Here is a 24,669-nt window from a genome sequence, read left to right on the forward strand (position 1 = left end):
ATGTGCTTGATTCGATTGGGACTAGTTAAAAAACACATAACGCCCGCCTAAGGGGCTGGCAACGCATACCACTAAACCCAAACACAACAACCGAAACCACCGCGGCTCAATGGGACTGGAAACGCCGCGCGTTGACAGTCCCTCTTGAGGCGTTTGTTAGTTTCGTAGCCTATTGTTTTCCAATGACTTATTTAACAAATTTCTTTGAAAGCCATTTTACGTAAATGCATCAAACAAACACACGTCCAACACCAAAAGCTGTGAAGTTGGCAGCCAAAATTTAAAACGATCAAGGTTGAGTTGACCACGGTTAAGAGTCCGCGACAAAGAAAACCAGATCACTGCAATGATGCAGCCTTTATGAAGCCAAATCTTCCTCGTGGAACATCCAAGAATATTGAAGCTTCGAGGCTTGTTGGTTTTCAGCGACTTTGAACCAGCTGAATTTTCAACACATTCTACCAAATCAGCATCAGGCAAAACTCAAAAGCTAAATTGTGCAACTTGTACGCTTAAAGCTGATTTTTCAGAACGTTGAACCTGAGCTTTTGATGATTTTTTAGATAGAAACTAACGCCCGCCTAAGGGGCTGGCAACGCATAACCACTAAACTCAAACACAACAACTGCAACCACCGCGGCTCAATGGGACTGGAAACGCCACGCGTTGACAGTCCCTCTTGAGGCGTTTGTTAGTTTCGTAGCCTATTGTTTAACAATGACTTTTTAAACTCATTTGCTTGAAAGTGATTTTACGTAAAAGCATCACGCAAACACACTTCCAACGCCAAAAGCTGTGAGGTTGGCTGCCAAAACTTAAAACGACCAAGGTTAGTTTGGCCACGGTTAAGAGTCCGCGACAAAGAAAACCAGATCACAGCGATGATGCTGCCTTTTGTGAAACCAAACTTTCCGTGTGGAACATCCGACAACATGAAGCATCGAGGTTTTTGAGCTTTCAGCGACTTTGAAATAATTGAACTTTCAACGCTTTCTACCAAATCAGTATCAAACAAAACTCAAAAACCTAATTGTGCAACTTGAACGCTAAAAGCTGAATTTTCAGAACATTGTGCGTGAATTATTGATAATTTTTCCTGAGAGAAACTAACGCCCGCCTAAGGGGCTGGCAACGCATACCACTGAACTCAAACACAACAACCGAAACCACCGCTGCTCAATGGGACTGGAAACGCCGCGCGTTGACAGTCCCTCTTGAGGCGTTTGTTAGCCGTGCGAAACATTATCTAGATTAGTCCGCCATGAATGACGCTTTACTATGCGCATCTGCGTCTGCTTGGCCTTGACAACTTTCACAATACGCACCGTCATTTTGATAATACGCAACCAAGTCATCGTCATCTAAGATATTGGGGCATTCTTGATGTTCTTCTTCAAATTCATGCGTATAGCCTGAGCATTGGACATCTTCGATCAAATGTCGGATTGATTTATCAAAGTGATACTTCTGACTTTCAGACAGAGCCTCATAACCATTTCGACAGGAAAACTCTGCTATTCCCATAATTACCCTTTCATCGGCACCGTTGCTACGAGCAGATTCTTCAAGAATAACTGGGCAATTATCAATAATTTCTTTTAATGCTTCTAAGTTCATTTTTATCCTACCTATTACTTTTAACGTTGAATTCAAATAGCACGGCTAACGCCCGCCTAAGGGGCTGACAACGCATTACCACTAAACTCAAACACAACAACGGTAACCACCGCGGCTCAATGGGACTGAAAACGCCACGCGTTGGCAGTCCCTTTGAGGCGTTTGTTATAGCGGTGCTTTTAGTTACCCGTGGACATATGATGTGTTGCACATAGCTTATTGCCTGCTGGATCTCGTAAATAAGCTAAATACATTTTTCTTTGTCCACTCGTTCTGATACCCGGAGGATCTTCACAAGCAACACCACCATTTCCTAAACCGGCTGCATGCCATGCTTCTACTAACTCTGGACTACTAACTTTAAAACCAATTGTCATCCCATTACCATGCGTCGCAGGTTCACCATTCACTGGTTTCGTAATACCAAGTACACCGTCTTGGTTTATGTAGAGACAGCGGCCTTTAGCGTCAATAACACCCGCCGGATAACCTAACACTGACAATATTGCATCATAGAAAACCTTTGACTTTTCAATGTCATTTGAGCCGATCATGATGTGACTAAACATACTTGTTCCTTTTGTTGAGCAAAGTCGGAATTTACTCTGAGGCATCGATTGAGCAATGTCTAGGTTGAAATGTGAGATAAGCTATAACGCCCGCCTAAGGGGCTGGCAACGCATTACCACTAAACTCAAACACAACAACCGTAACCACCGCGGCTCAATGGGACTGGAAACGCTACGCGTTGACAGTCCCTCTTGAGGCGTTTGTTATGGCGCAATTCTCAAGTTAGGCCACACAGCCAGCCAACCCTTTGACTTTACTCGATTTTCGAAGATTCCATATGCTCGTTTAGGATTATGTGTGATGAATCCTTGAAATAAACTCTCGAAACCAAAGGCTGATATACATTCGTAACGATCATGCTCGACTTTTCTCACCGCTACCGCCGTTTCTTTTTCAGGCCAATAGCTCATGGCATCCAATATGCTTTGGTAAGCATTGTCGCCATTTTGTAAGTGCATCTTAGCTTGATTTTTCACTTGCCAATTGAGCTGGGGCATTTGCTCCGACAACTTGAGCTCAAGTGATTTTTCATAATCTGAATCTAAACGATCGGCATCGAAGAAAATGACATCAATGTCGTTTAATGGCGTCAGCTTTACGTTGTGATGTAAAGAGTCCCAGACAAGATTTCGCACAAAACCTGCGGCTATGTAGCATTGAGGCAGTTCAAGCTGGTAGACACATTCTAGTGCTTCAAGTCGAATGGGATCTTTTCTAATTAAATCAACGATACCTTTCATTTTCACCTTGCGCCATAACGCCCGCCTAAGGGGCTGGCAACGCATAACACTAGACTAAAACGCAACAACCGTAACCACTGCAGCTCAATAGGACTGGAAACGCCACGCGTTGACAGTCCCGCTTGAGGCGTTTGTTATGCGCGCCTTGCCCAAAATGCCATTTGATACCATAATTAGGTACTTTTTGGTATTTATGGAGATGGGCTCATGGCTAAAAACACAAGTATCACTCTTGGTGAACACTTCGATGTCTTTATTACAAGCCAAATACAAAGTGGACGTTACGGCTCAGCAAGTGAAGTCATTCGCTCTGCGCTACGTCTACTCGAGAACCAAGAAACCAAACTACAGTCACTCCGTCAATTACTCGTTGAAGGTGAGCAAAGTGGTGATGCTGATTATGACCTTGATAGCTTCATCAATGAACTCGATAGTGAAAACATTCGATGAAACCATTTAATCTTACTGTCGCCGCTAAAGCCGATTTACGGGATATTGCTTTATTCACTCAACGACGCTGGGGAAAAGAGCAGCGAAATGTTTATTTAAAGCAATTCGATGATTCCTTTTGGCTTTTAGCGGAAAATCCCGACATCGGTAAATCATGCGATGAAATTCGAGAGGGATACAGAAAATTTCCCCAAGGGAGCCACGTCATCTTTTATCAGCAAATCGGCAGCCAACAAATCAGGGTGATCCGAATTCTTCATAAGAGCATGGATGTGAACCCAATATTTGGCGCATAACGCCCGCCTAAGGGGCTGACAACGCATAACAACCAAACTCAAACACAACAACCGTAACCACCGCGGCTCAATGGGACTGGAAACGCCACGCGTTGACAGTCCCTCTTGAGGCGTTTGTTAGGCAAAATTCAACCGCTTCACGTAAACGTGCGATGTTTTGGAATGTGTAAAACCTATCGAACGATAAAACACATGCGATTCTTCTCGAGATACATTAGACCGAACCACGATTTGTTTTAACCCCTGGCTACTCGCCCATTTTTCGGCAGCATTCACTAATGCTTCGGCGATTCCATTGCGTCGATATTCTGCGCCAACAATAAGTCCAGTAATTTCTGCTATAAAGCCTGATTCTAGGAATACGCGTTTTTCGACGACTATCCAACCACAAACATTCAAATCTGAAACAGCAACAAAAACAAAATGCAAAGGTGAGCTTATTAATTCACTTAACCAATTCTCTGTTTCCTTGTGACTAGCTTTATAACCCAATTCGGATGTCAATTGAGCTAGATCTTTTGAAATATCCATTTTTGCTTGAACAGCTTCAAACCGCATGAAGAACTCTCCATTTTGCCTAACGCCCGCCTAAGGGGCTGGCAACGCATTACCACTAAACTGAAACACAGCAACCGTAACCACCGCGGCTCAATGGGACTGGAAACGCCGCGCGTTGACAGTCCCTCTTGAGGCGTTTGTTAGCCAGATAGTCCAACCAAGAGCGACCCTACAGCTAGCAAACCTGATATTACAATCGCAGCTATAGATACTCTATGAGCTCGATTAGCTGTTTCAATTGCGTGTTGATATTGACAATACTGCTAGTAATTAAAATAACTCTGAGGACTAACTTTCCATTCAAAGCTCTCATGTTTAGCAATGGGTTTCTCTTGTGCGGCGCTCAGAATAAAAATGTCATGTCGAATAAAGTCAAACTCAACTGAAGACAAACCACACTTGTTACAAGCTTGTTCTTTGGAAAAGTTTTTGTTCTCTAATGCGTATTCGATTAATTTTATATACGCATGTTTGTCCATGATTATCTCCATCTGGCTAACGCCCGCCTAAGGGGCTGGCAACGCATAACACTAAACTCAAACACAACAACCAAAACCACCGCGGCTCATTGGGACTGGAAACGCCACGCGTTGACAGTCCCTCTTGAGGCGTTTGTTAGCTTCGTAGCCTATTGTTTAACAATGATTTTTTTAAACACATTTGCTTGAAAGGCATTTTACGCAAAAGCATCATACAAACACACGTCCAACGCCAAAAGCTGTGAAGTTGGCTGCCAAAACTTAAAACGATCTAGGCTAAGTTGGCCACGGTTAAGAGTCCGCGACAAAGAAAACCAGATCACAGCGATGATGCAGCCTTTTGTGAAACCAAACTTGCCGTGTGGAACATTCAACAACCTTGAAGCATCGAGGCTTGTGGGTTTTCAGCGGCTTTGAACCTGCTGAACTTTCAACACTTTCTACCAAATCGGCATCAGAAACACTCGAAAGCCAAGTTGTGAAATTTGAATGCTAAAAGCTGAATTTTCACAACAAATGAGCTTGGATTTTGATGATTTTTGCTTCAAGAAGCTAACGCCCGCCTAAGGGGCTGGCAACGCATAACACTAAACTCAAACACAACAACCGTAACCACCGCGGCTCAATGGGACTGGAAACGCCACGCGTTGACAGTCCCTCTTGAGGCGTTTGTTATGTTTCTGGCCACGATGTACGACTTAAGCCATAAACCGCATGATCTACGACACGACCATTTAAATTTTCTGCACGAGTAATTGTCCCCTCAAGCACGAATCCTAAACGTGGTGTACCCCACAAAAAGTAGACAGCACATAACTACCTACTTTCGTACTCAACTGGGCTGACATACCCCAACGCTGAGTGTCTTCTTCTGCGATTGTAAAATACCTCGATGTATTCGAAGATGCCCATCCGAGCTTCTTCAACAGTTTGATAGTCTTCTGCGTATATCAGTTCGACTTTCAGTCGACTGTAGAACGACTCCATCACCGCATTATCCCAACAGTTGCCCTGTCGACTCATGCTCGGTACACCTCCATGCTTGCGCATGAAGTCTTGATATTTATAGGCCCTGTATTGTACACCTCGGTCCGAGTGAATAATGACTCCCTTAGGCGGCTTACGTGACTCGAACGCCATTTTTAGAGCATTGGTGATGAGCTCGACTGTCATCGTTGTTTCTAGCGACCAACCCACAATGCGTCTTGAATGCAAGTCCATCACTGTCGCCAAGAAGAGCCAACGACTCTTCACCCAGATATACGTAATGTCCGTGACCCACTTCTGATTGGGTGTCTCTGATTCAAAGTCTCTTCGCAGTAAATTGTCGGCAACATTCGTCATAGCCGCTACATCCTTGCTGTATTTAAACCCTTTACCATTACGTGCCATGATACCTTTTTCCTTCATGATATCAGCCACATAGTTCACGCAGCAGGCATAGCCTGCTTCGTTTAGCTCTTCGGCTATGCGCACTGAACCGTAACGCGCCCGATATTGGGCAAAGGTACACATCACTAGCTGTTCAAAGCGCTCTCGCCGCTTTGAACGCTCACTCGGCGTATGATGACACCATTTATAGTAACCGCCTCGACTCACTTCTAAGGTGCGGCACATTAAGCTAATCGAGTACTCGCCGGTGTAGCTTTCAATGAACTCGTACTTCACTCTTGCTGCTTCGCGAAGTACGCCGAGACCTTTTTTAGGAATTCCATTTCATCTTTGAGCCGCTTGTTCTCGCGCCTTAGCGCTCGAAGCTCTTCGGACTCTTTCTTCGAATAATCGACACCATCTAAGGTGTTAAACTGTTTATCAGATAGGCGTGTGAACTGGCGCTTCCAGTTCCGGATCTGCTGGGCACTGATACCCAGCTCTTTAGCAACAGAGACGGCAGTTCGGCCGGGAAGGCTGGCCAGCCGAACTGCTTCTTTGCGAAACTCTTCGGTGTACGCTGGATTACGATGTTTAGCCATAAATCACCTCTCAATTAGACCCTAGATCTAACTTAGTAAAGTGTCTACTAAACGTGGGGTACTCGGAAACATAACGCCCGCCTAAGGGGCTGGCAACGCATAACACTAAACTCAAACACAACAACCATAACCACCGCGGCTCAATGGGACTGGAAACGCCACGCGTTGACAGTCCCTCTTGAGGCGTTTGTTATGAGGCGGATTCACCATCTGCTCTTGGCGTAATTCCCAACTCTTTCTGTAACCTTTTACTAAGCCCGAGCACAACAAGACGGTAGGACTCAGACAAGTAATACTTCAACTCTTCGTCTAATACACCTGACGTCTCCGTTTGTTGGATCCACTTCATCCCTCGGTTGGCAAAGTAAGGGGCGGGAATATAACCATCGTGCTCACTCAGATACTCAAAGTTCAAATCCGATGTTTTGAAAGTAAAAACGGGTTGCTGATCCTTGCCGATACTACCAATAGAAAACACTTTTCCAGCCACTTTCCAAACATGAGAGCCACCCCATTGCACTACGTATGTAGTAGCAGGAAAGGATCGACAAAACTGGTTGAACTCATCGTGATTCATCTTGTTTTCCTATAGCCTCATAACGCCCGCCTAAGGGGCTGGCAACGCATAACACTAAGCTCAACCACAACAACCGAAACCACCGCGGCTCATTGGGACTGGAAACGCCACGCGTTGACAGTCCCTCTTGAGGCGTTTGTTAGCTTCGTAGCCTATTGTTTCCCAATAACTTTTAAACACCTTTGCTTGAAAGCGATTTTACGAAAAAGCATCACGCAAACACACATCCAACGCCAAAAGCTGTGAAGTTGGCAGTCAAAACTCAAAACGGTCAAGGCTAAGTTGACCACGGTTAAGAGTCCGCGACAAAGAAAGCAAGATCACAGCGATAATGCAGCCTTTTGTGAAACCAAACTTGCCGTATTGAATATCCAACAACATTGAAGCATCGAGACTTGATGATTTTCAGCGACTTTGAAACTACTGAACATTCAACACTTTTTACCAAGTCAGCATCCGAAAGACTCGAAAGCCAAGTTGTGAAATTTGAACGCTAAAAGCTGATTTTTCAGAACGATTGAGTTTGGATTTTGATGATTCCAGCCTTTAAGAAGCTAACGCCCGCCTAAGGGGCTGACAACGCACTACCACTAAACTCAAACACAACAACCATAACCACTACGGCTCATTGGGACTGAAAACGCCACGCGTTGGCAGTCCCTTTGAGGCGTTTGTTATAGGGATTTTGCCAGCTTATTCAAATCATTACCTTCAAATCGGTAATACTCTTTTTCTCTAATCAAACTGGCTCCGATTGATTTGTAAAACTTTCCTGCTGTCGGATTCGTACTCTCTGCTGTCCAATCTAGGCGCTGACAGTTATGAGTAATAGCGATAGCAGCCAAGTGTTTCATCAATTGAAGTCCGATACCTTTACCACGAGCAGAGGAAGATACAAACAGGTCTTTCATATACATCTGGCCTGATAATTTTGGTGCCGGAAACATTATTGTGTAAGTTGCAAAACCTAAAATCTTATCGTGTTCAAAGGCTGCGATCACTTTTACGCCTGAGTGCTCAGAAAATACTTGATGACTAAGATAGTTGGCTAAGTCCTGCTCTGATGCAGCCTTATCACCGAAATAGTACTGCTCAAGTTCAATGAAGATCCCAACTAAATCAAGGCAATGGTGTTTATCAACTCTTTTGATTTCTACAGACATTTACATCCCTATAACGCCCGCCTAAGGGGCTGGCAACGCATTACCACTAAACTCAAACACAACAACTGCAACCACCGCGGCTCATTGGGACTGGAAACGCCACGCGTTGACAGTCCCTCTTGAGGCGTTTGTTAGGCACAGGATGCCCGCTGTAGCACCCATTTTTCCAATTTTTCATTGTCGCTATCAACCACAAAACCAATGAAAACAAAGTGGTTGGCTCGTACGACATTCAACGAAGCGAGGTTCGCCGATGAAATCAAAGCCACAACACTTTCAATTGAATCCACATTAAACGCTAACTGACAAAGTTGATTGACTGCCAATTTTGCAAATCCTCGACCTTTTTTATAAGGCGAAACATTGTATCCAATTTCAACTTCACCATCTTGAGGTTCATCTTTGAAGCCACAGAAACCAACGACATTATTGTCCACTGACATCATGTAGGGTAATGACCAAATTTCAGCTTTTGAGTTTTGGAGCTGCTCATAAGAACGGATCAGAACATGCTTTGGTGGCAAAGCCCCTTCACAAAACGTCAATTCTGAGTCAAGTTCAACATGGTCGAGCAAGCATTTTAGATGGCGCTGATTTAACTGTTGTAGTTCCAATTTTCCACCCTGTGCCTAACGCCCAATTAAGGTGTGAACCACGCGATCACAAAACTCAACCAGAGCACCTTAATCACTAAACTAGCCCCAAACCAAAAATGCCAAGCGTGGTGAATCACTCTTAAATTGTTTGTTAGGCGAGTGTTTTCGACCAACTAGTATGACAATGCATTCTTCTTAAATAATTCAACCTCAGACGGTTGAATTACCTCTGCGGTATCTCTAGCGTCCGATATAACAATTAGCTTTGTATCCAATGCCTTAAGTAGTTTTTTTGCTTGATGTCCATTCAGTATTCCACAAAGGATGATGCTTGCCGTCTACAATTTGACACAAGGGTTCGTCACTTTCAAAATCAACGCCAACACTCTTAGGCTTGGATAGAACCATAACAGTCCGTTACATCTGTATGTAACACGTTGCTATATTCTAGTGAGTACATTAAAGATTTTTGCTCTACAGCTTGCCACCAGTTTTTCACTTGTGCAGCTTGATCTTTATCCGTATTTAGAGACAACACAGGCAGGCTGCAGCACTCAATGAGACTATCTTCAAACTCTTTGAATCGCTTAACTATAAATTCCCAATTTTCTTGGGCACAAATGACATCGAGCAAAGCGACATAAATAATTGGATGAATTAATTCATATGGTCGCCAAGATAACTTACCGTCTTTATTCGTGATCAAGCTATAGTTTACGTCATCGCAATCAGAAGGTGATTTTCCATTTTTAAACTGAAGGAATGGTCTTTTGTTTAACTCAGCATCAACTTGCTCTAATACTGGTGCAAAACTAATGTAATTAGGTAAATCGCCATTGAAATAACTGCTGTCTTTGAGGAAGTGTTATTTAGCCTCATCGTGCTTCAAATCTAATAATTGCTTCATCTATGTAACCTCAAAATACATGCCTAACTTCAAATAACTCGCCTAACGCCCGCCTAAGGGGCTGACAACGCATTAACACTAAACTCAAACACAACAACCATAACCACCGCGGCTCAATGGGACTGGAAACGCCACGCGTTGACAGTCCCTCTTGAGGCGTTTGTTATGTGCGTGCTATTTGTGAGCCTTGTTCAGTTGCAATAAATCCCATTTGTTTCCATAAAGATCTTGGAACACAACAACTGTCCCATACTCTTCAACTCGTGGTTCTTCGTTGAAGACAACACCATTGGCCTTCATTAACTCATAATCTCGCCAGAAGTCATTCGTTTGTAGAAACAGAAAAACACGGCCTCCAGTTTGATTACCTACAAATTGAGCTTGTTCTTCGGTACTTGCTTGAGCAAGAAGTAGGTTCGTTCCATTCGAGTTTGGCGGCGAAACTTGAACCCAACGTTTACCACCACCCAAATCGGTATCTTCAACCAAACTGAACTGAAGCTTTTTTGTATAGAACTCAATAGCATCATCGTAGTTTTCTACGACAAGCGCGATATTGCCGATTTGCTGTTGAACGACTTTAGACATGCTGACTTCTCAAGATTTCAAAAGCTGAATTCTACACTACTTCGAGATTTTTCGAGAAAGCACATAACGCCCGCCTAAGGGGCTGGCAACGCATAACACTAAACTCAAACAAACAGCCGTAACCACTTCGGCTCAATGGGACTGGAAACGCCACGCGTTGACAGTCCCTCTTGAGGCGTTTGTTATGTGTTTTTTGCACCACAAATTTTTTGTAATACTGCCTCAATGACATTTTCACTGATTTGCAGCTCCACTTCTGATGATGAAATCGGGTCGGAAGTATAAAGAAACCCATTCCCTGTCACTGTAAATTTTCTAGTTTTACAATCAATACTGACTGGAGCTGATAAATCACCAGATTTACCGTCCCTTCTTATATGTACGTTCTTCAGATCTGTTAAATCACCATCAATAAACCATTGATCTGAATAGGGTCGCATCTCCAACGGTTCGTCATAAACATAAAGGCTATTAATGTCTGATGAACTATGGCAAAAGAAACTAACAAAGACGAAAGCTGTCAATACACTTCTATACATTATCTTTCCTGAGTGAACCGTAAATAGATAAACACATAACGCCCGCCTAAGGGGCTGGCAACGCATAACACCAAACTCAAACACAACAACCGTAACCACCGCGGCTCAATGGGACTGGAAACGCCACGCGTTGACAGTCCCTCTTGAGGCGTTTGTTAGCTTCGTAGCCTATTGTTTAGCAATGATTTTTTAACACATTTACTTGAAATGCATTTTACGCAAAAGCATCACTCAAACACACGTCCAGAGCCAAAAGCTGTGAAGTTGGCTGCCAAAACTCAAAACGGTCAAGGCTAAGTTAACCACGGTTAAGAGTCCGCGACAAAAAAAGCCAGATCACAGTGATGATGCAGCCTTTTGTGAAACTAAACTTTGAGTGTTGAACATCCAACAGCGTTGAAGCATCTAGGCTTGCTAGTTTTCAGCGACTTTGAAACCACTGAACTTTCAACACGCTCGACCAAATCGGCATCAGAAAATCTCGCAAGCCAAGTTGTCAAATTTGAACGCTAAAAGCTGAATTTTCACAGCAAATGAGCTTAGATTTTGATGGTTCTAGCCTTTAAGAAGCTAACGCCCGCCTAAGGGGCTGGCAACGCACTACCACTAAACTCAAACACAATAACCGTAACCCCCGCGGCTCATTGGGACTGGAAACGCTACGCGTTGACAGTCCCTCTTGAGGCGTTTGTTATGCGATTTTTCCACGCATGATGTGTTGTGGGCCAGCTGGACCACTCAAATACTGTTCACCATTATCTTCAAAGCCGCCTTTAAGATAACAAGCTCTTGCAGCTGGATTCTTACAGTTAACTGTCAAATAGACACTCTTAAAACTTGGATAGCTCTTTTTCAGATAATCAAACAGCGCTTTCACCGCTTTCGTCCCAAAGCCTTTACCTTGTTGCGACTTGTCTATAACGAAAAATCTTAAACCGAGCCCGTCAGATGGACAAAATTGATAACTTTCGGAGTAAGCAATGTCCAACTTGAAGAAGCCAACAATTGAACCATCATGCTTGATGACATGGAGATGAGCTGTATCACTGCCATCTTGAAGAAATTCCTCTGCTGTCCCAGCAAATCTTAACTGTTCATCTTCAACGCTCACTTTTTTGAGTGCATTGATATGTGATTCATTAAGTTTTTCAATTTCCAACATTAGCCGATGATTCCCTCTAATCGCATAACGCCCGCCTAAGGGGCTGACAACGCATACCGCTAAACTCAAACACAACAACCATAACCACCGCGGCTCATTGGGACTGGAAACGCCACGCGTTGACAGTCCCTCTTGAGGCGTTTGTTATGCGCGTGCTTCAGACCAAACAGCAAATTCATTTCCACTTGGCTCTGCAAAATGAAAACGACAACCACCAGGAAACTCAAAGATAGGACGGATGATATGACCGCCATTTTTCACGACTTTTTCTAAAGTTGCTTCAATGTCTGAACTGTAGAAAATTAACAGTGCGCCACCATTTTCAGTCCGACTACAAAGCTCAGCCTTGAAAAAACCACCGTCTAAGCCTTCATTTGAGAAAGCTGTATATTCAGGTCCATAGTCAACAAAACTCCAGCCAAAAGTCTTTGAAAAGAACGCTTTCGTTGACTCTAAGTCGTTCGCTGCAAACTCCACATAATTAAGCTTTTCATGCTGGTTCATTGTTAACTCCTGTCAATTTTTCCAATTAGCGCATAACGCCCGCCTAAGGGGCTGGCAACGCATGACAACCAAACTCAAACACAACAACCGATACCACCGCGGCTCAATGGGACTGGAAACGCCACGCGTTGACAGTCCCTCTTGAGGCGTTTGTTAGCTTCGTAGCCTATTGTTTAGCAATGATTTTTCAAACACATTTGCTTGAAAGTCATTTTACGCAAAAGCATCAAGCAAACACACATCCAGCGCCAAAAGCTGTGAAGTGAGCTGCCAAAACTCACAGCGTTCAAGGTTAAATTGGCCACTAACCGAATTTCCAACAAAGAAAGCACGATTTCAGCGACGATGCTGCCTTTTGTGAAATCAAGCTGACCGCATTGAACATCCAACAACATTGAAGCATCGAAACTTGTTTGTTTTCAGCGCCTTTGAAATTGCTGAATTTTCGACGTTTTCTACCACGTAAATATTCGATTGAAACGCAAAGGCCGATTCATGAACTTTCAAAATATGAGGCTGATTTTTCAAGAACATTGAACTCAAGATTTTGATGATTCTTACTTCAAGAAGCTAACGCCCAATTAAGGTGTGAAGCACGCTACCACGATACTTAATTTAGCCACCTTAAACACTGAACTAAACCCAAACCGAAAATGCCAAGCGTGCTGAATCACTCTTAAATTGTTTGTTAGGCAATTAAACTCGATAACACTAAGTTTTGTTTCGATAGTTCAGAAACAGCGTATTCATAGAACTCTTGGTTACGTTGAGCGCCGCAGATTTTTATCAACTCTAGCCCAGCCTTAGTGAGCAAAACTTTTCCAGTCCGAACTTCGTTGCCATTGTCATTTGGGAACTCTACCAATGTAGGGCGCCCAAAATAGAAAAATACTGCTTTTTTAGGTAAACCGTAACGCCTATAACTTGATGCAGTCTCAAATGAGATTAAGCCGATTGCATCAAGATGCTTTAACGAGCCAAAGTCGATACCATGTTTCCGATAGATATCATTCTCAATGTCAAATATTAGTGGCGTTGCGTCACCAACCATCCATATAAATTGGCAGAAACTAGTAAAAAGTTCTGCGTCCTTTTTGTCCATGGTTGCAACAAAATCTACAGTTCGCTTCGAATATGTACCTGGATTTGCAGCCTCACCAGCAAGTAAGCCCGACCAAAGCGTTTGCATTTCTTTGTCTGAAACTTTGTCACACTTATCGAAGAAATGAGCTATCCAATCTTCCTCAAGCTCATCAGTTTTAGCTGATTCATTTAGCTGTGATACAGCCTGAGCAGTAATTGATTCAATATTTTCCTGTTTTCTCGCTTCTTGGTGAACTAACCTTTCTATGCCTCTCTGTTGAATTTCACTTAATTCAATGCCTGCGAGTACTTTTATTTTTTCTGCTTCAGCCTCAGCTTCTGCTTTCTTACGGATTCGCCTTGGCTCATAAAGCACACCAACAGCATTCGAAACTTTTTCAATCAACACTGTTGCTGGTTTAGCCAAATCACCAAAATTTATAACAGAATTACCGTCTGACACGAATGCCTCCTTTACTTGCCTAACGCCCGCCTAAGGGGCTGACAACGCATACCACCAAACTCAAACACAACAACTGCAACCACCGCGGCTCATTGGGACTGGAAACGCCACGCGTTGACAGTCCCTCTTGAGGCGTTTGTTAGCTTCGTAGCCTATTGTTTAGAAATGACTTTTTAACAAACTTGCTTGAAAGTCATTTTACGCAAATGCATCGAACAAACACACGTCCAGCGCCAAAAGCTGTGAAGTTGGCAGCCAAAACTTAAAACGATCAAGGTTAAGTTGACCACGGTTAAGAGTCCGCGACAAAGAAAACCAGATCACAGCGATGATGCAGCCTTTTGTGAAACCAAACTTTCCGTGTGGAACATCCAACAACATTGAAGCATCGAGATTTGTTAGCTTACGGCGGCTTTGAAACTGCTGAACGTTCAACGCTTTCTACCAAGTCAGCATTAAAGAAAAACAACAAAAAGCCAATTTGTGAAAGTTGACCGCTAAATGATGAGTTTTCAATGCAAATTAGCTTATATTTTGATGATTCTTGCCTTTAAGAAGCTAACGCCCGCCTAAGGGGCTGGCAACGCATTAACACTAAACTCAAACACAACAACCATAACCACCGCGGCTCATTGGGACTGGAAACGCCACGCGTTGACAGTCCCTCTTGAGGCGTTTGTTATGTGCGTGCTATTGGTGAGCCTTGTTCAACTCCAAAAGATCCCATTTGTTTCCATAAAGATCTTGGAACACAACCACTGTTCCATACTCTTCAACTCGTGGTTCTTCATTAAAAACAACACCATTGGACTTCATCAACTCATAATCTCGCCAGAAGTCATTCGTTTGTAGAAACAGAAAAACACGACCTCCTGCCTGATTACCTACAAATTGAGCTTGCTCTTCGGTACTTGCTTGAGCAAGAAGTAGGTTCGTTCCATTCGAGTTTGGCGGCGAAACTTGAACCCAACGTTTACCACCACCCAAATCGGTATCTTCAACCAAACTGAACTGAAGCTTTTTTGTATAGAACTCAATAGCATCATCGTAGTTTTCTACGACAAGCGCGATATTGCCGATTTGCTGTTGAACGACTTTAGACATGCTGACTTCTCAAGATTTCAAAAGCTGAATTCTACACTACTTCGAGATTTTTCGAGAAAGCACATAACGCCCGCCTAAGGGGCTGGCAACGCATAACACCAAACTCAAACACAGCAACCGTAACCACCGCAGCTCAATTGGACTGGAAACGCCGCGCGTTGACAGTCCCTCTTGAGGCGTTTGTTAGGGCAATCTAAACTCTGACGCCTCGTCTATCGCTTGCTCAAGACGGAGAATATAGTTCTGTAATGTATCAATTATTGATTTGATTAATAACATCCCAATGTACAACCCCCCTAGAAATGATAGAGCCCAAATCTGGGCGAGATTTAACGTGTTATTTTCTATTTTTGGTAGTTGCGTATATGTGTAATACAACATGAACAAAGCAGGAAAAACCCCCAGTTTATCCATAGCTCCAACTAGAAAGCTCGCTCGCCCCGTTAGAAATGCAATGTGCTTTTCAAATAAACATTTCACATACTTTAATGACTCAACTTTATATTTCGCAAGTTCATGAACCAACCCAGAAGATGACTCGTTGTTAATTTTAATGGCATTCAACACACTACGCTTAGCTGAAAATATGAATGTAAACGCCCCTACTGCCGTTGATAAAACATACGCGAAAACAAATAGATAACATAGGATAAGAAAATATATTGAATAACCCTTACATCCTAAAAACAAAAGAATTATTGCTGTCACCAAAGATAAGATCGCCAATAATAATGACCATTTTTCAAAGGAAGACTCAAATAAATAAATTCTCCATGATCTAAATCTTGCTTCTCTGGTAATAAACAAGTCAATTATTTCATTAACGTCTGAACTCATACTCTCCTCGAATGCCCTAACGCCCGCCTAAGGGGCTGACAACGCATTAACACTAAACTCAAACACAACAACCATAACCACCACGGCTCATTGGGACTGGAAACGCCGCGCGTTGACAGTCCCTCTTGAGGCGTTTGTTAGCTTCGTAGCCTATTGTTTCACAATGACTTTTCAAACACATTTGCTTGAAAACGATTTTACGCAAATGCATTAGACAAACACACGTCCAACATCAAAAGCTGTGACGTGAGCAGCCAAAACTTACAGCGTTCAAGGTTGAGTTGGCCACGGTTAAGAGTCCGCAACAACGAAAGCCAGATCACAGCAATGATGCTGCCTTTTGTGAAACAAAACTTCCCGTGTGGAACATCCAAAAAAAGTGAAGCATCGAGGTTTGATGGTTTTCAGCGACTTTGAAACTGCTGAACTTTCACTCTTTCTACCAGATCAGCATCAAGCAATACTCAAAAACCAAATTGTGCAATTTGAACGCTAAAAGCTAATTTTTCACAACAAATGAGCTTAGATTTTGATGATTCTAGCCTTTAAGAAGCTAACGCCCGCCTAAGGGGCTGACAACGCATTACCACTAAACTCAAACACAACAACCGAAACCACCGCGGCTCAATGGGACTGGAAACGCTACGCGTTGACAGTCCCTCTTGAGGCGTTTGTTATGGCGCAACTCTCAAGTTAGGCCACATAGTCAACCAACCCTTTGACTTTACTCGATTTTCGAAGATTCCATATGCTCGCTTAGGGTTATATGTGATGAATCCTTGAAATAAACTCTCGAAACCAAAGGCTGATATACATTCGTAACGATCGTGCTCGACTTTTCTCACTGCTACCGCCGTTTCTTTTTCAGGCCAATAACTCATGGCATCCAATGTGCTTTGGTAAGGATTGTCGCCATTTTGTAAGTGCATCTTAGCTTGATTTTTCACTTGCCAATTGAGCTCGGGCATTTGCTCCGACAACTTGAGCTCAAGTGATTTTTCATAATCTGAATCTAAACGATCGGCATCGAAGAAAATGACATCAATGTCGTTTAATGGCGTCAGCTTTACGTTGTGATGTAAAGAGTCCCAGACAAGATTTCGCACAAAACCTGCGGCTATATAGCATTGAGGCAATTCAAGCTGATAAACACATTCTAGTGCTTCAAGTCGAATGGCATCTTTTCTAATTAAATCAACGATGGCTTTCATTTTCACCTTGCGCCATAACGCCCGCCTAAGGGGCTGGCAACGCATTACCACCAAACTCAACCACAACAACTGCAACCACCGCGGCTCAATGGGACTGGAAACGCCACGCGTTGACAGTCCCTCTTGAGGCGTTTGTTAGCTTCGTAGCCCATTGTTTACCAATGACTTTTTAAACACATTTGCTTGAAATGTATTTTACGCAAAAGCATCACCCAAACACACGTCCAACGCCAAAAGCTGTGACGTGAGCTGCCAAAACTTGCAGCGATCAAGGTTAAGTTGGCCACTTACCGCATTTTCGACAAAGAAAGCGCGATTTCAGCGACGATGCTGCTTTTTGTGAAACCAAGTTGACCGAATTGAACATCCAACAACTTTGAAGCATCGAGACTTGTTGGCTTTCAGCGGCTTTGAAACTGCGGAACTTCCAGCACTTTCTACCAAAACAGCATCTAGCAAAATTCAAATGCCAAATTGTGCAATTTGAACACTAAAAGCTGATTTTTCAGAACAAGAAGTTTGGATTTTGATGATTTTAGCCTTTAAGAAGCTAACGCCGCGTTAAGTAGTGAGCAACGCTACCACCTACCTTAAACTATTGTGCCGTAAACACTAAAGCCGATTAAAACCAAAAATACTACGCGTTGCGAATCTGCCTTAAACGCTTTGTTAGAACTATTCTTCAAATATACCTGGATTGTGCTTTTTCCATATTTTCATTTCTATATCTGCTGGAATATAAGACTCTTCAGTTGACCAAGTTGGGTATTGTATACATTCGATTACCGTTTTAACCATTTTGTCAATTGAGTGATAATATAGATCAATACCTTGAAAAATACATATAACTGGCTCATCAAAACTATTTGACCACTTGTTCTTACTTGCAGGAATGACAAACCAACCACCATTAAAAGCAGCAAATGGAAAGCAGTCTTTTATTAGGACACCGTCTTCTTCTAATGTATTTTCAAAACCATAAGACTGGTTCATTGATTCATATTCTGCTTCAGCCTGATCTAGACTAATAAAGCTCATATCCCGAAACAAAAATGGAAACTCTTCTTCCCATGCATTATGTCCTTGCCCACCTTTCCATGTATAAAGATCTTTTATGGCAGTCGGAATTTCACCTGGAAACCAGCTTGCACATTTAGCTTCAGGCTCCTTTTCAGTCAAAGGTGCTAGTAATGATGAAGCAACCAAGTGCCCTTTACTTTCAAAACAGGCACAAAGCTCGTTTAGAAGGTGATGTAAATCTTTCATAACTATCCCTAGTTCTAACGCCCGCCTAAGGGGCTGGCAACGCATTAACACTAAACTCAAACACAACAACTGTAACCAACGCGGCTCATTGGGACTGGAAACGCCACGCGTTGACAGTCCCTCTTGAGGCGTTTGTTATGCCGAATTTCAGCTATAAACGAAATTTTAATTTGTAACCTCAAAGTTTTCTCTAAAATGCTTTTTAACTATAAATTCGATAGATGTATTATCATACGACAAGACTTCTATCACTGACCCTTTATAATTAATAATTTTAGACTTTTTCATGTCATACTCAACATTATTGGTGAATGAGTCCCTAGCCATTCCATTGGAAAACTCTCTATAGGAAATATTTATTTTATTACCTACCGAGCCATTATAAATCAATGTTTGCTTAAATGAGCTTTCACCATGTACTGTCTTGTTTTGGATTTTAGCAATACCTTCATAACACTGTGCAGGTTGATAAGAAACTGTTGTTACACAAATCTTCCCGGCTTCTAGCGATAATGCCAAAGGGGGCTCAAACAGGCCTGCAATAAAGCTAACATTCGTCTTTCCTTCAGAAGAAGTTGCAAAGTATTCAATACCTTTATAATTACCAATCTGGACATAACTACCTTTAGGAATATCATAAGCAGCACCATCAATAGTGTTACTAATTGTTAGATATTTCATTGTTGTAGCCACACCTTGATCTACCATGTGATCACCAACATATGATTTAGTAACAACTCCTAACTCAGGTAATGAATAATGATTTTGTGATACTTCAGAACCATAATTAATAGTAGTGCAACCAGACATAAACACTGCAAATATAATTGGAATAGATTTTCTCATCGTTAATTACTCAAAATAAATTAAAGGAATTAGATTAAACTATTAAACATTATGACACAACACGAATACTCATCTTCGGCATAACGCCCGCCTAAGGGGCTGACAACGCATTATCACAAAACTCAAACACAATAACCGTAACCACCGCGGCTCAATGGGACTGGAAACGCTACGCGTTGACAGTCCCTCTTGAGGCGTTTGTTATGTGTAAAGGAGGCCACTATGAATTTAAGAGTGCTCCTACAATAACGCCAACGACTCCAAAGATTGCTGATGTAAGAGCACTAACATATGTCGCGTTGCTTTGAATTTTAGCTAACCTTTGCTGCAACATATACTCAGCGACTATTTTACGTTCGTCCCTTTGTGAGCTGATTGACCCATCACAAATAACTTCAGCTAGTTCCCATACGTCCATTTTTCTGAGCTTCTTTTCTTCATCGGTAAAGTGATTAAACCAATATTCTTCTGGATTTCTTGAAACAAAGCCTCTGAACCTTTCCCACATAGTAATTTTCAAATCTAACTCCATAGACGTTTGGAAACAGACCTACACATAACGCCCGCCTAAGGGGCTGACAACGCATTAACACTAAACTCAAACAAAACAACCGAAACCACCGCGGCTCAATGGGACTGGAAACGCTGCGCGTTGACAGTCCCTCTTGAGGCGTTTGTTATGCAATTGGTTGCCATAAATGCTGCTATTTTACGGTAAAACTAAACTATCGCTTGGTAGCCACTGCCTTTATTGAGACAATCCTCACCGTTATTTCTACATCAACGGACAACTATGAAACTCTTAGTTCGCAACCTTGCTCGCACCACAACTGAGCACGACATTCGTAAACTGTTTTCTGAACACGGCTCTGTTACAGAATGCACTCTCGTTTTAGACCAAGAAACCGGTCTATCGAAAGGCTTTGCTTTCGTCGAAATGCCAGATGCTTCAGAAGCAAAAAACTGCAATTGCAGCGCTGAATATGGCAAGCGTTGCCAAAAGCAAGATCCGAGTCAAAGCAGCTCAATAAAGCAAATTCTAAAGCCAGTTGAAAATGCTGGTTTTTTATTGCCCAAAAACTGCATAACGCCCGCCTAAGGGGCTGGCAACGCATTATCACTAAACCCAAACACAACAACTGCAACCACCGCGGCTCATTAGGACTGGAAACGCCACGCGTTGACAGTCCCTCTTGAGGCGTTTGTTAGCTTCGTAGCCTATTGTTTCAAAATGACTTTTAACCACTTTTGCTTGAAATGCATTTTACGCAAAAGCATCACACAAACACACGTCCAGAGCCAAAAGCTGTGAAGTTGGCGGCCAAAACTCAAAAAGATCAAGGTTAAGTTGGCCACGGCTACGAGTCCGCGACAAAGAAAAAACACTTTCAGCGATGATGTGGCCTTTGTGAAACCAAACTTTCCGAGTTGAGCATCCAACAACATTGAAGCATCGAGGTTTGATGGTTTTCAGCGACTTTGAAACCACTGAACTTTCAACATGTTCGACCAAATCCGCATCAGAAAACCCCGCAAGCCAAGTTGTGAGATTTGAATGCTAAAAACTGATTTTCACAACAAATGAACTTAGATTTTGATGATTCTAGCCTTTAAGAAGCTAACGCCCGCCTAAGGGGCTGACAACGCATTACCACAAAACTCAATCACAACAACCGAAACCACCGCGGCTCAATGGGACTGGAAACGCTACGCGTTGACAGTCCCTCTTGAGGCGTTTGTTAGCTGTATGGCTCGATTTCCATTCCCAACTGAATTAAGTAAGCTTTCATAAATTTCATTCTCTTTTCAGCCTCTGCCTTTGCTGACGCTGTATGCATTATTTCAGACAATTTAAATAGCTTAGTGTAGAAATGATCTACCGTATTCACTCGATCATTCGGCTCACGTGTACCGCAAAAGGGGTCAGTTGCGTCATATAAACCCACGCCTAAATTTGTGCTCACCTGAATGCAACGAGCAATCCCAATTGCACCTAGAGCATCGAGTCTATCAGCGTCCTGTACGACCTTTGCTTCAAGCGTATCAGGTTGAACATTGGCGCTAAAACTATGAGCAATAATTGCGTGCTTTATAGCCCCGTAATATTCCTTCGGATAACCAATCTCATTAAGAAACTCCAGTGCCTTATCTGCTGCAATACGAGAGCTTTCACTTTTATGAGGATGATTCTTGGGAAATGAAAAACAATCGTGGAGATACGCTGCAGGTAAAACAACCTCAAGCATCGCACCTTCAATTTTGCTCAACAGCTTGGCCATTTTGACAACACGAAATATATGGTTTAAGTCATGCGCCAAATCTTGCTCCATTTCAGACTCAACGAAAGTTACAAATTGAGCCTCATAGTTTTCTACCACATTACTTCCTTGGTTCATCGTATACAGCTAACGCCCGCCTAAGGGGCTGACAACGCATACCACCAAACTCAAACACAACAACTGCAACCACCGCGACTCATTGGGACTGGAAACGCCACGCGTTGACAGTCCCTCTTGAGGCGTTTGTTATGTGCTAGTTGAGGTTAGAAGCCTACTGAAACCATTAACATCCAGCTAATTTCATCTTCTTCATCAAACTGAATATCATCGTATCGAGCAGGCAGAGCCTCTCCCTCTCTTATACCGTCAGCCAAAACCCTTGTACGGTGCCATACGGGACCAACGCCAATGTTAATAGAATCAGCAATACTGCCTTCAGGTTTAGGAGTACTTAGAGCCGACCTCTTAAACGACCACATAAGACCTAGGCTAAATGCTTGAAATACATCAGAGTCAGGACCTAAAAGCCTAGCGCCTACATAAAAGCCTGGTGCAGAATGAGTAAATCCCAAGTCCTCGCCGATACCATCCCAAATGTAGTGGGTCTCAAGCCATATAGATGGTTTGTAATCTTGCCTATCACTTATTCGTACAATTCGGTCACTCCCTACAATTTGCGCTTCATTAATAAATGAATCTTTGTAGTGCTCATAACCTATAGCAACTCCAAATTTAAAACGGTCAACAACAGAGCTTATAGAGCGATTATTTTCTTCTATTTTCGATAACTTTTCCTTAGAACATTTTCCATCAATACATTCTTTCTTAAGTTCTTCGTTTTCCTTTTCTAAATCTAAAACACTAGAGCTTGCGAGTGACGACATTGGCAACAAACTTATCGTTATCAGCATGTACTTAATCAGTTTCATAAGAATCTCCTAGTCCTAATCAACTCACAAAAGATAGCTGAAAACATAAATATAACAGGCACTATCAGCGCCTCAGATGTGAGAACAAGCACATAACGCCCGCCTAAGGGGCTGGCAACGCATAACACGAAACTCAAACACAACAACCGTAACCACCGCGGCTCAATGGGACTGGAAACGCCACGCGTTGACAGTCCCTCTTGAGGCGTTTGTTAGCCGATTTTCAGATCCAGTTTGAAATTACGGATGATTTTCTCATCCAAACAGCTTCGCAAAAACTTATTCATCGCTGTCATATCATTGGAGCTGTAAAAATCGAGCATCAGCGTATTAAACTCTTGTTGACGCTTTGCTTGAACATTGATGATCGGAAAACCATTAGCTAAAAGGATCCCATTCATCATAAAACGGCCAGTACGCTTATTGACGTCCCAAAAAAATTGGGCTCGGGCCATTTGTAAAAATGCAGTGATCGCCTGATCGTAAATATCAGCCTCATTGCCTACTTGTTGCTCAACCTCAATCCACTTTGCATCCAACTCATCCGGAGCTGGAGGTTCATACTCAGAGCCCGTTATAGAAACATAACCCGAACGGAATTTTCCCCACTCCAATGCCTCTTCTTGCCCGGCGATGTTGTGAATTTTTAAGGCTATTTCTTTAGTAAATTTAAACTCTCCACGATCGACTAAAGCAAAGATAAATTCCCATGCTTTAGCTTGGTTCATGGCCATGTTTTGATCACTGATTCGATGACCACCGACAGTGATCCCATCAAGGATGGTTTGTACCTCTGGCAAAGTCATTGCAACACCTTCAAGGTTCACCGCATCATAAACCAGAGCAGGCACATCTCTTTTAGCAAGCTGCTTAGCCAAAGCTATATTTGGCTTCATATGCCAAGTGTTATCTGAAAATGCTGTCATAGCGATATTCTTCAATTTAAGTAAAACTAGGCCAAGTATACACTTGTGAGCAGACAAGGTGGTAGAAGTCGGCTAACGCCCGCCTAAGGGGCTGGCAACGCATTACCACTAAACTCAAAAACAACAACTGCAACCACCGCGGCTCATTGGGACTGGAAACGCTACGCGTTGACAGTCCCTCTTGAGGCGTTTGTTAGTTTCGTAGCCCATTGTGTAACAATGATTTTTTAACACGTTTGCTTGAAAGTCATTTTATGCAAATGCATCACACAAACACACATCCAACGCCAAAGCTGTGAAGTTGGCTGCCAAAACTCAAATCGATCAAGGTTAAGTTGACCATGGTTAAGAGTCCGCGACAAAGAAAGCATAATTTCAGCGGTGATGAAGCCCTTTGTGAAACTAAGCTGACCGTGTGAACATCCGACAACATTGAAACTTCGAGGCTTGTTGGCTTTCAGCGACTTTGAAATAGCTGAACTTTCAACACTTTCTACTTCAGGCAAAACTCAAAAGCCAAATAGTGCGACTTGAACACTTAAGGCTGACTTTTCAGAGGATTGAATCTGAGCTTTTGATGATTTTTTCTAGATAGAAACTAACGCCCGCTTAAGGGGCAGCCAACGCCACGACCAACTTTCCGCATAACAACGTAACCACAAAAACCAACGCATTATAAAAATGCCACGCGTTGGCTGTCCCTCTTGAAGCGTTTGTTATGCTTAAGCTTCAATGACTTACGTTTTACCTAAACCAAGATTAACTCAGCTTTGATACACGAACAAAACCCAAAAACCAAAAAACTGAAATGACTCATGATTTTGAAAATCAGACTTTGAACTTTGGCAGCTAAAACGAAAAAACCTAAGATCAAGTTGCTGATGGAGCCAACTGGCCTAATCTCGTGCTTGCCCGAAAATTGACTGAGGCAACTCTCAGAATTTTTAGCGCCCAAGAATGGATGTCCAGAAAACAGCGCCCGCTGAAGCCAATTTGCCGACGAGCA

General features: G+C 42.7%; 32 protein-coding genes and 9 pseudogenes. 3 read left to right on the top strand and 38 right to left on the bottom strand.

Annotated features, from left to right (window positions below):
- Window positions 1-216: 216 nt before the first annotated feature.
- The 5 genes and pseudogenes from CEQ48_RS00510 to CEQ48_RS00545 form a co-directional block, all read right to left on the bottom strand.
- A pseudogene (locus tag CEQ48_RS00510) lies at window positions 217-392 on the bottom strand (DUF645 family protein).
- A gap of 359 nt (window positions 393-751) precedes the next feature.
- Entirely contained in the window at window positions 752-934 is a 183-nt protein-coding gene (locus CEQ48_RS20500) for a DUF645 family protein (protein ID WP_198301103.1), read from the bottom strand.
- A gap of 317 nt (window positions 935-1,251) precedes the next feature.
- The gene (locus tag CEQ48_RS00530) at window positions 1,252-1,617 is read right to left on the bottom strand and encodes a hypothetical protein (RefSeq protein ID WP_061051366.1); all 366 of its coding nucleotides are present in this window, start codon (window positions 1,615-1,617) and stop codon (window positions 1,252-1,254) included.
- Window positions 1,618-1,796: 179 nt separating this feature from the next.
- Complete coding sequence (locus tag CEQ48_RS00540) at window positions 1,797-2,186, bottom strand: VOC family protein (protein ID WP_055032899.1); 390 nt, start codon at window positions 2,184-2,186, stop codon at window positions 1,797-1,799.
- 204 nt (window positions 2,187-2,390) lie between these two features.
- The gene (locus CEQ48_RS00545) at window positions 2,391-2,927 is read right to left on the bottom strand and encodes a nucleotidyltransferase family protein (RefSeq protein WP_089069869.1); all 537 of its coding nucleotides are present in this window, start codon (window positions 2,925-2,927) and stop codon (window positions 2,391-2,393) included.
- 207 nt (window positions 2,928-3,134) lie between these two features.
- Here CEQ48_RS00545 and CEQ48_RS00550 point away from each other — a divergent pair, with 207 nt between their 5' ends.
- Window positions 3,135-3,377, top strand: a complete 243-nt coding sequence (locus tag CEQ48_RS00550) for a type II toxin-antitoxin system ParD family antitoxin (RefSeq protein WP_089069870.1) — start codon at window positions 3,135-3,137, stop codon at window positions 3,375-3,377.
- Window positions 3,374-3,673, top strand: coding sequence for a type II toxin-antitoxin system RelE/ParE family toxin (locus CEQ48_RS00555; protein ID WP_000802134.1), 300 nt, complete (start codon window positions 3,374-3,376; stop codon window positions 3,671-3,673). Before CEQ48_RS00550 ends, CEQ48_RS00555 begins: the two co-directional genes overlap by 4 nt.
- Before the next feature lie 117 nt (window positions 3,674-3,790).
- Here the strand turns inward: CEQ48_RS00555 and CEQ48_RS00560 are convergent, their stop codons facing one another.
- From CEQ48_RS00560 to CEQ48_RS00765, 28 genes and pseudogenes are all read right to left on the bottom strand, one after another.
- Window positions 3,791-4,231, bottom strand: coding sequence for a GNAT family N-acetyltransferase (locus CEQ48_RS00560; protein ID WP_089069871.1), 441 nt, complete (start codon window positions 4,229-4,231; stop codon window positions 3,791-3,793).
- 263 nt (window positions 4,232-4,494) lie between these two features.
- Window positions 4,495-4,710 (bottom strand): hypothetical protein, encoded by a 216-nt coding sequence (locus tag CEQ48_RS20175; protein WP_232477816.1) that lies wholly within the window; start codon window positions 4,708-4,710, stop codon window positions 4,495-4,497.
- Between the two features lie 136 nt (window positions 4,711-4,846).
- Window positions 4,847-4,981 carry a Tfp pilus assembly protein gene (locus CEQ48_RS20180; protein WP_232477838.1) on the bottom strand — a complete coding sequence of 45 codons (135 nt, stop codon included), beginning with the start codon at window positions 4,979-4,981 and terminating at the stop codon, window positions 4,847-4,849.
- Window positions 4,971-5,033, bottom strand: a pseudogene (locus tag CEQ48_RS20185) (DUF645 family protein); the annotation flags it as partial. The gene CEQ48_RS20180 and the pseudogene CEQ48_RS20185, both read right to left, overlap by 11 nt.
- A 349-nt stretch (window positions 5,034-5,382) precedes the next feature.
- Window positions 5,383-5,493, bottom strand: a pseudogene (locus CEQ48_RS00585) (GNAT family N-acetyltransferase); the annotation flags it as partial.
- Window positions 5,494-5,526: 33 nt separating this feature from the next.
- Window positions 5,527-6,378 (bottom strand): IS3 family transposase, encoded by an 852-nt coding sequence (locus CEQ48_RS00590; protein WP_089069862.1) that lies wholly within the window; start codon window positions 6,376-6,378, stop codon window positions 5,527-5,529.
- Window positions 6,375-6,683 (bottom strand): transposase, encoded by a 309-nt coding sequence (locus tag CEQ48_RS00595; RefSeq protein WP_004413754.1) that lies wholly within the window; start codon window positions 6,681-6,683, stop codon window positions 6,375-6,377. Before CEQ48_RS00595 ends, CEQ48_RS00590 begins: the two co-directional genes overlap by 4 nt.
- A 190-nt stretch (window positions 6,684-6,873) precedes the next feature.
- Window positions 6,874-7,260 (bottom strand): MmcQ/YjbR family DNA-binding protein, encoded by a 387-nt coding sequence (locus tag CEQ48_RS00600; protein ID WP_001015086.1) that lies wholly within the window; start codon window positions 7,258-7,260, stop codon window positions 6,874-6,876.
- Between the two features lie 255 nt (window positions 7,261-7,515).
- Window positions 7,516-7,641 carry a DUF645 family protein gene (locus CEQ48_RS00605; protein WP_089069872.1) on the bottom strand — a complete coding sequence of 42 codons (126 nt, stop codon included), beginning with the start codon at window positions 7,639-7,641 and terminating at the stop codon, window positions 7,516-7,518.
- 293 nt (window positions 7,642-7,934) lie between these two features.
- Window positions 7,935-8,423, bottom strand: coding sequence for a GNAT family N-acetyltransferase (locus tag CEQ48_RS00620; RefSeq protein WP_000110029.1), 489 nt, complete (start codon window positions 8,421-8,423; stop codon window positions 7,935-7,937).
- 131 nt (window positions 8,424-8,554) lie between these two features.
- A complete protein-coding gene (locus CEQ48_RS00630; RefSeq protein ID WP_089069874.1) occupies window positions 8,555-9,037 on the bottom strand; it encodes a GNAT family N-acetyltransferase in 483 nt (160 codons plus the stop codon).
- A gap of 370 nt (window positions 9,038-9,407) precedes the next feature.
- Complete coding sequence (locus tag CEQ48_RS00635; protein ID WP_089069875.1) at window positions 9,408-9,725, bottom strand: hypothetical protein; 318 nt, start codon at window positions 9,723-9,725, stop codon at window positions 9,408-9,410.
- A gap of 375 nt (window positions 9,726-10,100) precedes the next feature.
- Window positions 10,101-10,514, bottom strand: coding sequence for a VOC family protein (locus CEQ48_RS00640; RefSeq protein ID WP_000049417.1), 414 nt, complete (start codon window positions 10,512-10,514; stop codon window positions 10,101-10,103).
- A gap of 182 nt (window positions 10,515-10,696) precedes the next feature.
- Window positions 10,697-11,053, bottom strand: a complete 357-nt coding sequence (locus tag CEQ48_RS19795; RefSeq protein ID WP_157724675.1) for a hypothetical protein — start codon at window positions 11,051-11,053, stop codon at window positions 10,697-10,699.
- Window positions 11,054-11,267: 214 nt separating this feature from the next.
- Window positions 11,268-11,447: pseudogene (locus CEQ48_RS20505) on the bottom strand (DUF645 family protein).
- Window positions 11,448-11,744: 297 nt separating this feature from the next.
- Window positions 11,745-12,215: a GNAT family N-acetyltransferase gene (locus tag CEQ48_RS00665; protein WP_089069876.1), complete on the bottom strand. Its 471-nt coding sequence runs from the start codon at window positions 12,213-12,215 to the stop codon at window positions 11,745-11,747.
- 144 nt (window positions 12,216-12,359) lie between these two features.
- On the bottom strand, window positions 12,360-12,719 hold the full coding sequence (locus tag CEQ48_RS00670) for a VOC family protein (protein WP_089069877.1): 360 nt from the start codon (window positions 12,717-12,719) through the stop codon (window positions 12,360-12,362).
- 213 nt (window positions 12,720-12,932) lie between these two features.
- A pseudogene (locus tag CEQ48_RS00680) lies at window positions 12,933-13,104 on the bottom strand (DUF645 family protein).
- Window positions 13,105-13,407: 303 nt separating this feature from the next.
- The gene (locus CEQ48_RS00690) at window positions 13,408-14,265 is read right to left on the bottom strand and encodes a DUF2806 domain-containing protein (protein ID WP_089069878.1); all 858 of its coding nucleotides are present in this window, start codon (window positions 14,263-14,265) and stop codon (window positions 13,408-13,410) included.
- Window positions 14,266-14,463: 198 nt separating this feature from the next.
- Window positions 14,464-14,646, bottom strand: a complete 183-nt coding sequence (locus CEQ48_RS00700) for a DUF645 family protein (protein ID WP_089069879.1) — start codon at window positions 14,644-14,646, stop codon at window positions 14,464-14,466.
- A 309-nt stretch (window positions 14,647-14,955) separates the two neighbouring features.
- Complete coding sequence (locus tag CEQ48_RS00710; RefSeq protein ID WP_089069880.1) at window positions 14,956-15,369, bottom strand: VOC family protein; 414 nt, start codon at window positions 15,367-15,369, stop codon at window positions 14,956-14,958.
- A gap of 183 nt (window positions 15,370-15,552) precedes the next feature.
- Window positions 15,553-16,206 (bottom strand): hypothetical protein, encoded by a 654-nt coding sequence (locus CEQ48_RS00720; RefSeq protein WP_089069882.1) that lies wholly within the window; start codon window positions 16,204-16,206, stop codon window positions 15,553-15,555.
- Between the two features lie 197 nt (window positions 16,207-16,403).
- Window positions 16,404-16,580, bottom strand: coding sequence for a DUF645 family protein (locus CEQ48_RS00730; protein WP_089069883.1), 177 nt, complete (start codon window positions 16,578-16,580; stop codon window positions 16,404-16,406).
- A gap of 300 nt (window positions 16,581-16,880) precedes the next feature.
- Window positions 16,881-17,417 carry a nucleotidyltransferase family protein gene (locus CEQ48_RS00740; RefSeq protein ID WP_089069884.1) on the bottom strand — a complete coding sequence of 179 codons (537 nt, stop codon included), beginning with the start codon at window positions 17,415-17,417 and terminating at the stop codon, window positions 16,881-16,883.
- A 195-nt stretch (window positions 17,418-17,612) separates the two neighbouring features.
- A pseudogene (locus CEQ48_RS20550) lies at window positions 17,613-17,766 on the bottom strand (DUF645 family protein).
- Window positions 17,767-18,092: 326 nt separating this feature from the next.
- A complete protein-coding gene (locus tag CEQ48_RS00755; RefSeq protein WP_089069886.1) occupies window positions 18,093-18,683 on the bottom strand; it encodes a hypothetical protein in 591 nt (196 codons plus the stop codon).
- 165 nt (window positions 18,684-18,848) lie between these two features.
- Complete coding sequence (locus CEQ48_RS00760; RefSeq protein ID WP_032475733.1) at window positions 18,849-19,529, bottom strand: hypothetical protein; 681 nt, start codon at window positions 19,527-19,529, stop codon at window positions 18,849-18,851.
- A gap of 220 nt (window positions 19,530-19,749) precedes the next feature.
- A complete protein-coding gene (locus CEQ48_RS00765; protein ID WP_142578499.1) occupies window positions 19,750-20,049 on the bottom strand; it encodes a hypothetical protein in 300 nt (99 codons plus the stop codon).
- Window positions 20,050-20,322: 273 nt separating this feature from the next.
- Here CEQ48_RS00765 and CEQ48_RS00770 point away from each other — a divergent pair.
- Window positions 20,323-20,560, top strand: a pseudogene (locus CEQ48_RS00770) (RNA recognition motif domain-containing protein).
- A gap of 296 nt (window positions 20,561-20,856) precedes the next feature.
- On the opposite strand, the pseudogene CEQ48_RS00785 reads toward CEQ48_RS00770, so the two are convergent.
- The 5 genes and pseudogenes from CEQ48_RS00785 to CEQ48_RS20225 all read right to left on the bottom strand — a co-directional run.
- Window positions 20,857-21,018 (bottom strand): annotated as a pseudogene (locus CEQ48_RS00785) (DUF645 family protein); the annotation flags it as partial.
- A 250-nt stretch (window positions 21,019-21,268) separates the two neighbouring features.
- Complete coding sequence (locus tag CEQ48_RS00790; RefSeq protein ID WP_089069888.1) at window positions 21,269-21,907, bottom strand: HD domain-containing protein; 639 nt, start codon at window positions 21,905-21,907, stop codon at window positions 21,269-21,271.
- A gap of 164 nt (window positions 21,908-22,071) precedes the next feature.
- On the bottom strand, window positions 22,072-22,737 hold the full coding sequence (locus CEQ48_RS20015) for a hypothetical protein (RefSeq protein ID WP_089069889.1): 666 nt from the start codon (window positions 22,735-22,737) through the stop codon (window positions 22,072-22,074).
- Window positions 22,738-22,949: 212 nt separating this feature from the next.
- The gene (locus CEQ48_RS00800) at window positions 22,950-23,663 is read right to left on the bottom strand and encodes a Fic family protein (RefSeq protein ID WP_000123659.1); all 714 of its coding nucleotides are present in this window, start codon (window positions 23,661-23,663) and stop codon (window positions 22,950-22,952) included.
- A 252-nt stretch (window positions 23,664-23,915) separates the two neighbouring features.
- A pseudogene (locus CEQ48_RS20225) lies at window positions 23,916-24,096 on the bottom strand (DUF645 family protein).
- Window positions 24,097-24,669: the final 573 nt, after the last annotated feature.

The sequence above is a fragment of the Vibrio tarriae genome (assembly GCF_002216685.1).
GTDB classification, from domain to species: Bacteria; Pseudomonadota; Gammaproteobacteria; order Enterobacterales; family Vibrionaceae; genus Vibrio; species Vibrio tarriae.